This window comes from Streptomyces sp. NPDC026301, from assembly GCF_055567935.1.
Genome location: NZ_JBVHPN010000001.1, coordinates 269678 through 282701, shown reverse-complemented (window position 1 = coordinate 282701; position 13024 = coordinate 269678). Strand labels below are relative to the sequence as shown.

Below are 13024 nucleotides of genomic sequence, written 5' to 3'. Positions count from 1 at the left end.
TGACAGCTCACCCGCGTGTGCGAGCAGTACATCGCCGCATTGCCGGTCAGGCGGAGCGGGCGGCTTCGGTGGCCGCCGCGCGTGGGCCACGGGTGTGGATCAGGTCGATGAACTCGCCGGTCCGCGCGGCGAATTCGGGGTGTTCCGGGAGGTCGTCGCCGAGGAGGCCGTCGTTCAGTACGGCGGTGGCGAACGACGGGCCGTCAGGAGTGCGGGCGCGCAGTGCGGCGAGGTGGTCGCGGGCCGGGTCCGCCATGGCGGCCGCGTGCTCGCCCGGATCGAAGCCGGCGGAGGGGGCCAGGCAGCACAGGTAGGCGGCGACGGTGAGGGCGAGGTGATGCGGCATCCGGCCGGACCGCAGCTGGAGCAGCGCGGGGCCGGGGACGCGCTGGCGCAGCTTGACGGAGCCGTCCGAGCCGACCTGCCGGGTGCGGTGCCCGAGCGCCGAATTGGCCCAGCGGGTGAACAGCTGGGTCACGTACGCTTCCAGGTCGATGCCGTCGGGGACGGTGAGACCGGGCAAGTACTCGTTCCACAGGACCGCGCGGGCCGCCTCCGTGACGAAGGGCTGCGCGGTGGACTCCGGAATGGTGTCGCGGCCGTCCAGGGCGCCCAGGTAGGCGATGAGCGAGTGCGTGCCGTTCAGCAGCCGGACCTTCAGAAGCTCGTACGGCTCCACGTCGTCGGCGAACAGCGCGCCGCCGGCCTCCCAGGCGGGACGGGACGCGGCGAAGCGGTCCTCCAGTACCCACATGGTGAACGGCTCGGCCGGTACCGGGACGTCGTCGCGCAGCCCGAGCGCCTCGGCGACGGCGGTGCGCTCCGCGTCCGTCGTCGCCGGCACGATGCGGTCGACCATCGTGTTGGGGAAGGTGACGTTCCCGGCGGCCATCCAGGCGCTGAGCTCTTCGCGCTCGCCGGCCGGGAGCTGGGCGGTGAACTCCTCGACGAGGCGACGCGTGTGGTCGCCGTTGCCGATCAGGTTGTCGCAGCTGAGGACGGTGACCGGGGCGCCGTGGGTGGCGGCGCGCTCCTGAAGGGCACGCACGATACGGCCCACGGTGGTCTGCGGGGCGAGGCGGTTGCCACGCAGGTCCGCCCGTATACCCGGGTGGTCTAGGTCGAGGCCGCCGGTGCGGGGCGAGTACGTGTAGCCATGCTCGGTGACGGTCAGGGAGATCACGCGGGTGCCGGCGGCGGCGAGCGCTCGCTGCACCTGCTCGGGTTCCCGCGCGGCGACCAGTACTCCGGTGTGCACGGCGGGGACGGTGCAGCGCAGGCCGTCCGGGGAGACCTCGGCGACGGTGTAGCGCAGGTCCTGGGCGCGCAGCGCGTCGGCGACGCCCGCGGAGCGCCCGGCGACGCCCAGGACGCCCCACGGGCCGTCCTCGCGGGCGAGCGCGGCGGCGGTGTAGACGGCCTGGTGGGCGCGGTGGAAGTTGCCGAGGCCGAGGTGGACGACGCCGGTCTCGGCGGGGGTGAGGGTGCGGTGGTGCAGCAGTGCGCCGGCCGGTGTGGTGGCGGCGGTGAGCCGGGCGGCGCGGGCGGAGGCGGTGGTCATGTGCGGGTACGTCCTTGCGGTGGTCGTCGTTGCGGCGGCCGGGTCACCAGTCGGTCATCGAGCCGTCGCGGCGGCGGGCGACGGGCAGGTAGGCGGGCTCGTACGGATGGCGCGCCGCGAGGTCCTCGTCGACCTCGATGCCGAGCCCTGGCGCGTCTCCGGGGTGCAGATGCCCGTCCTCGTACGACCAGGAGTGCTGGAACACCTCGTGCACCAGCGGGTCGTACCCCATGTACTCCTGGATGGCGAAGTTGGGCGTGGCCAGGCCCACGTGGAGCGAGGCGGCCAGCGCGACGGGGGAGACGTCGGAGGGGCCGTGCGGGCCGAGCTGGATCTGCCAGATGTCGGCGAGGGCGGCGATCCGGCGCAGATGGCTGATGCCGCCGGCGTGGGTGACGCAGCAGCGCACGTAGTCGATGAGCTGCTCGGTGATCAGGCTCTGGCACTCCCAGACGGTGTGGAACACCTCCCCGATGGCGAGCGGAACGGTGGTCTTCGCGCGGAGGGGGCGGAGCACCTCCTGATTCTCGGCGGGGGTGACGTCCTCCAGCCAGAACAGGTCGAGGTCCTCCAGCGAACGGCCCAGCCGGGCGGCCTCGTTGGGGGTGAGGCGGTGGTGGGCGTCGTGCAGGAGCTTGACGTCGGGGCCGAGGTGGGAGCGGGCCGCGGCCAACGCCTCGGGCGCGTGCCGGAGATAGGCGTCGGTGTCCCAGGTCTCCTCGACGGGGGCGAGGCCGCGCCCGGCGGGCTCGTACGCGGCGCCGTCCTTGGCGACGCCGTACACGATGTCCAGGCCGGGGACGCCGGTCTGGGCCCGTACGGCCCGGAAGCCCTGGGCGAGCCGGGCGTCGAGGGAGTCCAGCAGCTGCGGTACGTCCCAGCCGGTGGCGTGGGTGTAGGAGAGGATCCGGTCGCGTACGGCGCCGCCGAGCAACTGGTAGACGGGCAGCCCCGCGGCCTTGCCCTTGATGTCCCACAGGGCCAGGTCGACCGCGCCGACGGAGGTCATCGTGACGGGGCCGCGGCGCCAGTAGCCGCCGCGGTAGAGGTACTGCCAGGTGTCCTCGATGCGGGCGGGGTCGCGGCCGATGAGCAGGGGGGCCACATGGTCGCGGAGGTAGGAGGCGACGGACAGTTCGCGGCCGTTGAGCGTGGCGTCGCCCCAGCCGACGAGTCCCTGTTCGGTGGTGACCTTGAGGGTGACGAAGTTGCGGGTCGGGCTGGTGACCAGGACATCGGCGGCCACGATGCGGTCGGGCTTGCTCATCAGGTACTCCTCGGGGACTTCCGGTCAGGAGCGGGCGGGGAGCGCGGGGGCGGCTGCGGGCACCGGGCCCGTCGAGCCGCGGACGTGCAGCTGGGTGGTCAGCCGCAGGGTCTCCGGCCGGGCGCGTCCCGTGCCGGAGAGGGCCGCGGAAATCCGCTCCACCGCGCTCGCGCCGGCCCGCGCCATGGGCACGGCGACGCTGGTGAGAGCCGGGTGGGTGACCTCGGTGAAGGGGATGTCGTCGAAGCCGACGACGCTGAGGTCCGCCGGGACCCGTACGCCGAGTGCGCGGGCGCCGGCAACGATGCCCAGGGCCACGAGGTCGTTGTGGGCGAGCACGGCGGTGGCGCCGGAGGCCAGCACGCTCGCCGCGGCCGCGGTGCCGCCGGCGGCGGTCTCCGACTGCCGCCCCAGCACGTCGAGTTCGAGCCCGGCCTCCGCCGTCAGCGCGCGGGCCAGCGCGACGCGGTGGGCATTGGACCAGGAGCGCGCGGACCCCTGTACGTAGGCGAGCTTCCGGTGGCCGAGCGCTGCCAGGTAGGCGACGGTCTGGCGCAGCCCCTCACCCGCGTCGGCGAGCACGCAATCGGCCCGGTCGGTCTCCCGGTTGACCAGCACCAGCGGCGTGTCACCGCACAGCCCGATCACCTCCTCGGCCGCCAGGCGCGGAGAACAGACGATCAGCCCGGCCGCGCGCCGGCACAGGTGCCCGATCAGCTCCCGCTCGTGCGCGGGGTCGAAGTCCGTGTCGGCCAGTACGACGGCCAGCCGGCGGTGCCAGCCCTCGCGCTGCGCGCTCTTGACGAAGGAGCCGAACACCGGGTTCGCGACATCCGGGACGAGCACGGCGACGGTGTCCTGCTGGGAGTCCCGGCCCCTGCCACCGCTCACCCGGCCCGGCGGCGCCTCATAACCGAGCTCGCGGGCGGCCTCGACAACCTTGCGCAAGGTTTCCGGGCCCAGCCGGTCCGGCTCGCTGAACGCGCGGGATGCGGTGGACAGCGCGACGCCTGCGCGTTTGGCCACGTCCGTGAGGGTGCAGCCCATCTTGCCTCCTGGCGGGAAACGCGACGCCGCACTACCTGCGGTCGTCGGGCCAGAGATTGACCCGCCTTATGTTCGGCAATATTGCGCAAGCTTGTCAATGGTGTCTGCCCGTGGCTTCGCGCGCCGCCGCAGCACCGCCGACCACCCACGGCCCCGCCGCCCCACGGCCACAACCGGCTGCCTCCCATACATTCTCGACCAGGGCCGCAACAAGTGACGACGGTTCTGATCAAGCAGCGGGTTCATGTCTTGCTGCCTGCAACGATGACGTGTGGGCGCGAGCATCGGGGGGCGGGAGCAGGTGGGCCGTGACCGGCATCGATCAGACGTTGCGGGACCTGTTGCAGATCGACGGTGTCCTCGGGGTCTCCGTGGTCGACTACTACAGTCGGCTCATGCTGGGCTCCATCGGCCACCCCGCCGGCCCCGACCTGGAGAAGGCGGCGCTGGTGGACACCGATGTCGTACGGGCCAAACTCGCCGCGCTCGAAACGCTCGGCTACAGCCCCGACCGGATGGAAGACATCCTGATCACGCTGGATGACGAATACCACCTCATCCGTCCCCTCTCCCGCTGCCGGAACGACGGCATCTTCTTCTACGTGGTACTGAGCCGGGCCCGCGCCGACCTGTCGGCCACCAGAAAATGGCTCCGCGCGGCGGAGCAGGGGTTCGACGTGTGAAGAGGGCGTCGGCGGCCGGGGGTCAGGCGTCGCGGTCCGCGAAGACGCCGTTGGCAGTGAAGGCCACCTCGGCGAAGCGTTCGCCGATACGGCGGTGGGTGGCGGCGTCCGGGTGGAGCTGGTCGGGCAGCGGCAGTTCGGCGAAGTCGGCCCGGCCGTAGAGCTCGCGGCCGTCGAGGTAGTGCAGGTTCGGGTCCTCGGTCGCGCGTGCGGCGGTGAGGCGGGAGAGCTCCTCCCGGATGATGTTGAGCGTCAGGCGGGTGCGGTCAGCGGGGTCGCCCGTGGCCCGGAAACTCAGCTTCCCGGCACTGACGTTGCTGAAGTCCGGAGCGGCCGGGCCGGGGGTGTCCTCGTGGATCGGGCAGAAGAGGGGCGAGACGACCAGCAGCGGTGTGGTCGGGTGCCCTTCCCGGATGGTGTCGAGGAAGCCGTGCACCGCCGGGGCGAAGGCGCGCAGCCGCATCAGGTCGGCGTTGACCAGATTGATGCCGATCTTGACGCTGATCAGGTCGGCGGGGGTGTCCCGCAGGGTACGGGCGGTGAACGGGTCGAGCAGGGCGCTGCCGCCCAGCCCCAGGTTGATCAGTTCCACGCCGGCGAGGGAGGCGGCGAGCGCGGGCCACGTGGTGGTGGGGCTGGCGGCGTCGGAGCCGTGGCTGATCGAACTGCCGTGGTGCAGCCACACCTTGCGGCCCCGGTCCGGCACGGGCTCGACGGGGGCGTCGGTACGCAGCGCGACGAGTTCGGTGGCCTCGTTGTGCGGCAGCCAGATCTCGACGTCCTTGACGCGGTCGGACGGACTGGACGGGTCGGACGGGCCGGGCAGGTCGGTGAAGCGGAGGGTGCCGACCGGGCCGGGCTCGGTCGTGGCGGAACCGGTGGTCATGTCGATGGTCAGGGTGTTGCCGCCCGTGACGCTGCCCCGGTCGGCCAGCCGGCCGTCGACGAGCAGGTCGTACACGCCGTCCGGGCGGGGCGGGGCGCCCACGTAGACTCGCTTGGTGGGCAGCGTGTCCAGTTCGACGGCGGTGGCACGGGTGCGGAAGACCAGCCGTACGCCGGAGGGCTGGGACTCCGCCATGGCCAGCTGGCCGTCGGGGATCTGCTTGCGGGCCCGGGCGGGCAGCCGGTGCGGCAGCACGCCGTGCGCGGTGCGCTCCAGGTCGAGGGCGCCGCGCAGGAGGTCGGCGGTGATGGGTGTGGTGATCCAGGTGTGCTCGGTCTGCTCGGTGTGCTCGGTGCGCATGTGTCTCAACCTGTTGGGGTGACGGGGGTGTTCGGGGGCGCGGGCCAGTTCCGCAGCAGTGCGTCGAGGGCGTCCAGCATCCGCGACCAGGTTTCCTGTGTGTCCGGGGCGCTGTGGCTGAAGCCGCCGCCCATTTCCAGGCTGACGTAGCCGTGGAAGACGCTGCCCAGCATCCGGACCGCGTGCGTCTGGTCGGGCTCCGTCAGGTCGTAGCCGCGCAGGATCGCCCGGGTCATCTGCGCGTGCCGGACGCCGGCACTGGCGGCCGCCGTTTCCGGGTCGAGCCTCAGCTGGGCCGCGGCGTAGCGCCCGGGATGCTCCCGGGCGTAGTCGCGGTAGACGTTCGCGAAGGCGGCCAGGGCGTCCTTGCCGGCCCGCCCGGCGAGCGCAGCGGCGGCCCGGTCGGCGAGTTCCTCCAGGGCGAGCAGGGCGATCCGGGTCTTGAGGTCCTGGGAGCTCTTCACGTGCGAGTACAGACTCGCGACCTTCACGTCGAACCGCCGGGCGAGCGCCGAGACGGTCACCTGGTCGAACCCGACCTCGTCGGCCAGTTCCGCCCCCGCCCGGGTCAGGCGCTCCGTGGTCAGCCCTACGCGCCGCACCATGCCGTCCTCCAGTCAGCAGTCAGCCAGAAGCGATTATGCAGTTGCCTAATAGTATTAGGCAAATCCATGCACTTGCTAGGCCCTGTTAGGTGCCCGTTAGGTACCTGGGTCGTTCACCTGGCGTTGGGATTTTCCTCCCCACCCGTACAACCTTTCGGTTCTCCGGGTGATCTTCACCGTCGAGTCAACAGACTCCTTCGAACCTTCGGGCCTGTGAGCAGCCAGTTCCGGGCCCCCTTCTCCACTTGGGGAACACCATGCGTAGACGCGCCACTGCCGCCGCCGTGAGCGGTGCTCTGGCCCTGACGGCTCTCGCGATCCCGGTCGCGCAGGCCGACGCCGGGCAGGCGGGCGATGCCGCCGCTGCCGCCCGTACCGCGCACGACAGCTCCGTGCAGCAGGCCGCCTCGGCGAAGCAGCCGAAGGCCGCGCCGGCCGGCTTGCGTGCCGCCGCCGCCGACGACGGGTACGGCGACACGACCATCTCCGACGTCGTCGTCAACGGCGGCAAGGACGTGGTCCTGGGCACCACCAACACCAAGACGGTGACGGTGACCTTCACCGCGACCGACGACTCGGGCATCGACTCGGCCACCGCCCTCCTGTGGCACGGCGGCGCCACCTTCGACGACATCGACACCGGCGTCACCCCGAACGAGGAGTACGCCGGCTGCACGGCGACCTCGTCCACCACCGCCAAGTGCACGCAGACGTTCACGATCGACCCGCAGTCCCACCTGTTCAACGGTGCGGCGGGCACCTGGAAGGTGTGGGCGCTCGCGCAGGGCAATGACGCGGACTACGTCCAGCAGGACAACGTCAAGTCCTTCTCGATGAAGCGCTACTCCAAGCTGACCGCCAACGCCTCGCCCGAGCCGGTCGTCAAGGGCAGGACCATCACCATTTCCGGCTTGCTGACGCGCGCCAACTGGGACACCTACAAGTACGCCGGCTACACCCAGCAGTCGGTGAAGCTCCAGTCGCGTGCCGCGAGCGGCAGCACGTACTCCACGCTGAAGACGTACACCTCGGGCAGCGGCTCGGCCGCGGGACAGGTGAAGACCACCCGGACCGCGAGCACCGACACCTGCTGGCGGTACAGCTTCGCCGGTACCTCCACCACCCCCGCCGTGACCTCCACCGGCGACTGCGTCGACGTGCGCTGACGCCCGGCACGTCCCCTTCTCCGGCGGGGCCCGGTCACCGGCGAGTGAGCAGGTCCTGGTGGGGGAGGGGACGGTGGAGCGCGAGGAGGGCCTGGTCGTCCTGGGGAGCGCTGGCGCTGTGGCGGCTGACGTCGCGGGCCAGGAAGTCCAGGACGGCCGACGGCTCCGGGAGATGCCCGGTCTGGTGCAGGTAGTCGTGGATCATGCCGGGCACCCGGTCGGCCGGGTCGTAGAAGGTGCCGGCGCGGTCGCGGGCCTCGGTCACGCCGTCGGTGAAGCACAGCAGCATCGACCCGGGCGGGAAGGCGTACGTGTCCACCGGTGACGCCCAGTCGCCCAGGGTCGTGATGCCCAGCGGCGGCGCCTCCTCCGCCGGCTCCAGTACGCGCGCCCGGCCGTCCGCGTACAGCAGGAGCGGCGCCGGGTGCCCGCGGTTGACGAGCTGCACCTGCTCCAGATCCGCGCTGAACTGGACGATCAGGGCGGTCGTGAACCCCTCCGTCTCGTCCGGGCCGTCCCGGCGCCGCCCCTCGCGCAGCAGCGACTCCTCCATGACCTGGACCAGATCGGGCAGGTCGGGCGAGTGGTCGGCGGCGAAGCGGAAGGCGCCGATGTCGACGCTGACGGCCGCGACGGCGGCCAGCCCCTTGCCGCGCACGTCGCCGACCATCGCGCGGACGCCGAACGGGGTCTCCTGCACCACGAAGAGGTCCCCGCCGATCAGGGCCATGTCCTCGGCCGGCACGTAGCGGGCCGCGATCCGCAGGTCACCCAGCCTGCTGGGCGGCCGGGGCAGGACGGCCCGCTGGGCCACCTCGGCGGCGTACCGCGCCCGGCTGGCGCTGGCGTGCTGCGAGCGCAGGGACCGGTCCAGGCCCACGGCCAGTGCGGTGACGGCCAGCAGGGTGACCTGGTTGGCGATGCCGGCCTGCCAGCCGAAGGAACCGTCGGCGTATGCCAGGCCCGCGTGCGCCATCATCGCGGCGAGGCCGACGGCGATGATGCCCGCCGGCCGGAGGAGGGAGACCGCCGCCACCGGCGCGACGGCCAGCAGCGGCGCCGACGACACGGCCGGGGGCGACAGCAGCTCCACCAGCACCGCGAGAACGATCACCGCCGCCGGAATCCAATGACGCGTCCGCGACCACACTGCCAACTCCCTCATCAGGCCATCTTGCCCGCCCGGAACGCCGCAGGCAGCTCACGGCAAGCCGAACGCGGCCGAACGGTACCTGCCCCGGGCGCGCCACCAGCGGAGTCTCTCAGGCGCGCCGCGGCGTCGCGGACGCCATCGCCGTCAGGGTCCGGCGGCAGACCTTGCCCGTCGGGCCCAGCGGCATTTCCGGCAGCCGGAGGAGAAGTTCGGGCAGCTTTCGGCGTTCGAGGCCGCGCTCCCGCTCCAGGAACGCGGTGAGGTCCGGCAGGGTCAGCGTGGGCGTCGTACCGGGCAGCTCGCGGACGCACGCGCACAGGCGCTCGCCCAGGTCGGGGTCCGGCACGGCGACGCAGACGGCCTCGGCGACGGCGGGGTGGGCGCCCAGCTCCCGCTCCACCTCGGCGGGGCTGATGTTGTAACCGCCGCGTACGACGATCTGCCGGAGCCGGCCGAGGACGTGCAGCCGGCCGTGCGCGTCCAGCAGCCCGCGGTCGCCCGTGCGCACCCAGCCGGTGGCGGTGCGGTAGCGGGCGTCCAGCTCCGGGCTCGCGACATAGCAGAGCGGCGTCATCGGGCCGCGGGCGCAGATCTCGCCCGGCTGCCCCGGGGGGAGCGGGTCGCCGCGGCCGTCGGTGATGCGGATGGCGGCCACGGCGGGGTCGGGGCGGCCGGTGCCGGTCTCCGGGGTGAGGCCGGTCGCCGCGGTGTGGCAGTTCACGCCGTCGGAGGAGCCGTACACGGCGATGACCGGGCGCGAGAAGCGCCGCCGGCAGGCGTCGGCGGTGGACTCGGGCAGCGCGGCGCCGCTGGAGACCACCGCCCGCAGACCGGTGAGGTCCTCGGCCGGGAGCGGTGGGTGGTCGGCGAGGCGGCGGAGCATGGTCGGTACGCCGAAGACGTGCGTGGGCCGGTGCTCGGTGATCATGCGGAGGGCCGCGGCCGGATCGAAGGACTCCTGGACGAGGAGCGTGCCGCCGAGCGCCGCGACCGTGACGGGCGTGCCGCAGGAGCCGAACGAGGAGGCGAGCGGGACGAGGACGAGGTGGCGGGGCGGGGAGCCGGCGGGGTGCAGGGACCGGATGTACGCGGCCCGGCCGCCGGCCATCGCGTTGTGCGAGTAGGCGACCATCTTCGGCTCGGCCTCGGAGCCGGAGGAGACGAGGATGCGGGCGGGGGATTCGGGGTCGGGGGACGGCGGGTCCGGGAAGGTGTGCGCGGGCCCGTCGAGCGGGCGGGCTCCGGGCACGTCACCGAGGGCGAACACGGCGCGCAGATACGGTAGTTGAGAGCGCAGGGCGACGTCGTCGGGGGAGGAGAAGACGGCGCCGCGGGCGCGGGAGCGGGTCAGCAGGCTGAGGGTGTCCCGGGTGCCGCGGCCGGTCGGGTACGGGAGCGACACCGCGCCCAGCGCGGCCACCGCCAGCTCCGCCGCCACCGCCTCGCGGCCGTTGGGCAGGCGGAGCGCGATGATGTCCCGCGCGCCCAGGCCCGCGGCGGCGAAGGCGCCGGCGAGGTGGCGCACCCGGGCGGCGAGGGTGGCGTAGTCCACCGCGCCCGCCGCGTCGATGACCGCCTCCCGGGCGGGGTGCCGGCGGGCGTGCTCGGCGAAGAGGGAGTACAGATCGCGGTCCGGGCAGTGGCCCCGCGCTGCCCAGGCGCGGCGGTACCGCGCCGGTACGAGATCGCGGATCGTGACTCCGTCGCGGGAGGTCCATACGGCCGTCGGCGCGGGAGCTCCTGAGCCTGCGTTCATGCGAACTCCCAGGGTGCGAGCGGATGAGCGTGCTCCGCCGTCGCCACGGCCGCGCGGAAGGCCGGGGCGCGGGGCAGGTCGCGCAGGTCGGTGCAGACAGGTGTCGCGGTCAGGCCCGCCTCGTGCAGCCGGGGTGACCAGAAGCCCGTCGGGCGGAGGCGGAAGCGGAGGAGGGACGCGGCGAGGTCCGCCGCGGCGCCGGGCCCCGTGATCCGCGCGACCCGCTCCGGCCGGGCGCGGGCCTCCGGGCCGAGCGCGAGATAGCCGTCCGCGGTCCGCACCGGACGGTCCAGCGGGGTCCACTCCACCCGTCGGCGGCGGCGCGGGATCACCGCGGCGGCGGAGAGCAGGGAGGAGTCGACGCGCCCGCCGTGACCGGTACGGATGCGGGTGAGCAGGGCCGCCAGTACGCCCTGCGCCGACACCAGGCCGCCGAGGACGTCGGTGAGCGTCATCAGGGAGGGGACGGGGGGCTCGTCGGCGGGGCGGAGCGCGGCGGCCAGGCCGCTGCGGGCCTGCACCAGGAAGTCGGTGCCGACCGGCGGCGTGGGCCCCAGCGCGTCGCCCCAGCCCGAGGCCCCGGCGTACACCAGGCCCGGGCGGGTCCTGCGCAGGTCGTCGGCGTCCAGGCGCAGCTGCGCGGCCTTGCCCGGCGCCCAGTTGTGCAGGAAGACATCGGCCCCGGAGACCAGTTCGTGCACCTCGCGCCGGCCGGCGTCCGTGGTGAGGTCGATCTCCGCGACGGTCTTGTCCGCGTTGAGCGCGCTGAAGCGGGCCGAACACGTGCCCGCGATCGGCGGGATGCCGCGCATCGGGTCGCCGCCCGGCGGCTCGATGCGCATGACCTCGGCGCCGAGCATCCGCAGGATGTGCCCGGCGAGCGGTCCCTGCACCCGCCGGGTCGACTCCACGACCCGCAGGCCGCCGAGCGGCGCTTCCGTCGCCGGAGACGGCCGCGCGGCGGCCCGCTCGGGGAACGGCGTCAGGGTCCACGGCCGGATGCCGATCGGCGGGAACGGGTCCTCGCGGACCGCCAGTACGCTGACGCCCGCCTCGCCGGCCGCGTGCCGCACGGCCCGGAACGACGCACGGGCCACCGCCTCGTGCAGGGACGCCGGCAGCGGGCAGCCGGCCGTGCCGAACCGCTGCTGGAAGGGGCGCCAGCCGCGCCCGACGTCGGAGGGAGGCGCGCCGAGCCGCCGCCAGAACTCCTGCCACTGAAGGGCGTCGAGGGTCTCCACCTCGATGTGCACCCCGTCGGCCGTCAGCCAGGCGCACTCGCCGGGCGCGAGCGGCTCCGGCGGGTCGTCGCCGGCGGTCGCGGCGGCGAGGTACTGCGCTACGGAGAGCAGCGCCGCCTGGGCGACCGAGGTGCGGACCCGGTGCAGCTCCAGGCCCCGGGACCGGCCGATGAGGACGGCCAGGGCGCCCTGCGCGGCCAGTACTCCGGCCACCGCCGACGCGTAGTCGACGGCGAGCGGCGCGGGGCGGCCGGCCGCGCGGCCGTGCACGTGCATGATGCCGCAGGCCGCCTGGACGGCCCGTTCGTCGGGCAGCGGCAGGCCGACAGGGCCCGCCCAGTCGATCGTGTACGCGGACCGGCCGGACTTGGGGGCGTCCGCGAGGTCCAGGGCGCGCGCGGCGACGCGCCCCGCGACAGCGGCCCCGTCCGGCGGCGCCGGCGCGGTCACGAGCCGCCTCCGATCCGCGGACGGCGGCCCTGTGTCGAGTACAGGACGCTGGACGCCGCGCGGAAGGACGGGTCCCGCATCAGTACGCGTACCTCTTCCAGGTCCCGCTCGGTCATGCCCGCGGCGATCAGCTTGTCCCGCAGGTGGTACGTGTGGTGCAGCTGGAGCCGGAGGCCGGCGGAGCCGGCGTGCCGCGCCTCGATGAACGGCTGCGGGTCGATGTCGACGAGCCCCGCGGCCCGCATCGCGGCCGGCACCTGCCGCCCCCAGTGCGGATCGCCGCCGCCCGCCTGCATCGCGTCGGCCTTCGCCCGCAGGAAGGCCGTGTACAGCTCGGCCGCGCGCCCGTCCGGGGCGAGCAGCGGCGGTTCGTAGGAGGTGTCGAACTCGTCGATCTGCAGCAGGCCGCCGGGCTTGAGGGCGCGTACCAGCTTGTCGAGCACCGCGCCCCGCTCCGCGAGGTGCTGCAGGACGAGGCGCGCCACGATGAGGTCGAAGGCCGCCTCGGGCAGCGGGTCGGTCACCACGTCGTGCCGTACCACGGAGAGGTGCGGCGTCTCGGGGATGTGGTGCGGTTTGACGTCGGTGGCGGTCACCTCGCCGGTGGGCGCGACGCGTGCGGCGAGCCAGCGCGCCACGCTCCCGCCGCCCGAACCGATCTCCAGGCACCGCCAGCCGTCCCCGACCCCCGTCGCGGCCAGCCGCGCGAGGGTCACCGGGTCGTACGCGGCGGCCAGGCAGCGGTGCTGTTCCTCGCTGTGCGTGCTGTCGTTGTCGAAGACGTAACCAAGGGTGTCGTCTTTCAGGGTCCGGCTCAGTGTGCTCCCCGCCTCTCTGCGATACATGAGC

The 13024-nt window shown here is 73.6% G+C and carries 11 protein-coding genes; 2 read left to right on the top strand and 9 right to left on the bottom strand.

Annotation, left to right across the window (positions count from 1 at the left end; all coding sequences use genetic code 11):
• Positions 1–46: 46 nt before the first annotated feature.
• From ACZ4MH_RS01250 to ACZ4MH_RS01240, 3 genes are read right to left on the bottom strand one after another with little or no spacing between them, the layout of a single operon-like run.
• Positions 47–1561: a mannitol dehydrogenase family protein gene (locus tag ACZ4MH_RS01250; RefSeq protein ID WP_351599332.1), complete on the bottom strand. Its 1515-nt coding sequence runs from the start codon at positions 1559–1561 to the stop codon at positions 47–49.
• 43 nt (positions 1562–1604) lie between these two features.
• Positions 1605–2828: a D-mannonate dehydratase ManD gene (gene manD, locus ACZ4MH_RS01245; RefSeq protein ID WP_351599331.1), complete on the bottom strand. Its 1224-nt coding sequence runs from the start codon at positions 2826–2828 to the stop codon at positions 1605–1607.
• A gap of 24 nt (positions 2829–2852) precedes the next feature.
• Positions 2853–3854 carry a LacI family DNA-binding transcriptional regulator gene (locus tag ACZ4MH_RS01240; RefSeq protein ID WP_351599330.1) on the bottom strand — a complete coding sequence of 334 codons (1002 nt, stop codon included), beginning with the start codon at positions 3852–3854 and terminating at the stop codon, positions 2853–2855.
• Positions 3855–4183: 329 nt separating this feature from the next.
• Between ACZ4MH_RS01240 and ACZ4MH_RS01235 the strand changes: the two genes are divergently transcribed.
• Complete coding sequence (locus ACZ4MH_RS01235) at positions 4184–4558, top strand: hypothetical protein (protein WP_351599329.1); 375 nt, start codon at positions 4184–4186, stop codon at positions 4556–4558.
• 22 nt (positions 4559–4580) lie between these two features.
• Here the strand turns inward: ACZ4MH_RS01235 and ACZ4MH_RS01230 are convergent, their stop codons facing one another.
• Together ACZ4MH_RS01230 and ACZ4MH_RS01225 are read right to left on the bottom strand one after the other, a co-directional pair.
• Positions 4581–5804: a GDSL-type esterase/lipase family protein gene (locus tag ACZ4MH_RS01230; RefSeq protein ID WP_351599328.1), complete on the bottom strand. Its 1224-nt coding sequence runs from the start codon at positions 5802–5804 to the stop codon at positions 4581–4583.
• Positions 5805–5809: 5 nt separating this feature from the next.
• Positions 5810–6406, bottom strand: coding sequence for a TetR/AcrR family transcriptional regulator (locus ACZ4MH_RS01225; protein ID WP_351599336.1), 597 nt, complete (start codon positions 6404–6406; stop codon positions 5810–5812).
• 287 nt (positions 6407–6693) lie between these two features.
• Here ACZ4MH_RS01225 and ACZ4MH_RS01220 point away from each other — a divergent pair, with 287 nt between their 5' ends.
• Entirely contained in the window at positions 6694–7575 is an 882-nt protein-coding gene (locus tag ACZ4MH_RS01220; RefSeq protein WP_351599327.1) for a DUF5707 domain-containing protein, read from the top strand.
• Between the two features lie 34 nt (positions 7576–7609).
• On the opposite strand, the gene ACZ4MH_RS01215 is transcribed toward ACZ4MH_RS01220, so the two are convergent.
• From ACZ4MH_RS01215 to ACZ4MH_RS01200, 4 genes are all read right to left on the bottom strand, one after another.
• Entirely contained in the window at positions 7610–8740 is a 1131-nt protein-coding gene (locus ACZ4MH_RS01215; protein ID WP_351599326.1) for a PP2C family protein-serine/threonine phosphatase, read from the bottom strand.
• 97 nt (positions 8741–8837) lie between these two features.
• Complete coding sequence (locus ACZ4MH_RS01210) at positions 8838–10484, bottom strand: class I adenylate-forming enzyme family protein (protein WP_351599325.1); 1647 nt, start codon at positions 10482–10484, stop codon at positions 8838–8840.
• Positions 10481–12175, bottom strand: coding sequence for a CoA transferase (locus ACZ4MH_RS01205; protein ID WP_351599324.1), 1695 nt, complete (start codon positions 12173–12175; stop codon positions 10481–10483). The genes ACZ4MH_RS01210 and ACZ4MH_RS01205 overlap by 4 nt, the downstream gene beginning before the upstream one ends.
• Positions 12172–13020, bottom strand: a complete 849-nt coding sequence (locus ACZ4MH_RS01200; protein ID WP_351599323.1) for a methyltransferase — start codon at positions 13018–13020, stop codon at positions 12172–12174. Before ACZ4MH_RS01200 ends, ACZ4MH_RS01205 begins: the two co-directional genes overlap by 4 nt.
• Positions 13021–13024: the final 4 nt, after the last annotated feature.

Excerpts from the sequence above, each read along its gene's own strand:
- ACZ4MH_RS01215 (WP_351599326.1), bottom strand. The coding sequence starts at position 8,740 with ATGAGGGAGTTGGCAGTGTGGTCGCGGACGCGTCATTGGATTCCGGCG.
- ACZ4MH_RS01230 (WP_351599328.1), bottom strand. The coding sequence starts at position 5,804 with ATGCGCACCGAGCACACCGAGCAGACCGAGCACACCTGGATCACCACA.
- ACZ4MH_RS01200 (WP_351599323.1), bottom strand. The coding sequence starts at position 13,020 with ATGTATCGCAGAGAGGCGGGGAGCACACTGAGCCGGACCCTGAAAGAC.
- ACZ4MH_RS01250 (WP_351599332.1), bottom strand. The coding sequence starts at position 1,561 with ATGACCACCGCCTCCGCCCGCGCCGCCCGGCTCACCGCCGCCACCACA.
- ACZ4MH_RS01210 (WP_351599325.1), bottom strand. The coding sequence starts at position 10,484 with ATGAACGCAGGCTCAGGAGCTCCCGCGCCGACGGCCGTATGGACCTCC.
- manD (WP_351599331.1), bottom strand. The coding sequence starts at position 2,828 with ATGAGCAAGCCCGACCGCATCGTGGCCGCCGATGTCCTGGTCACCAGC.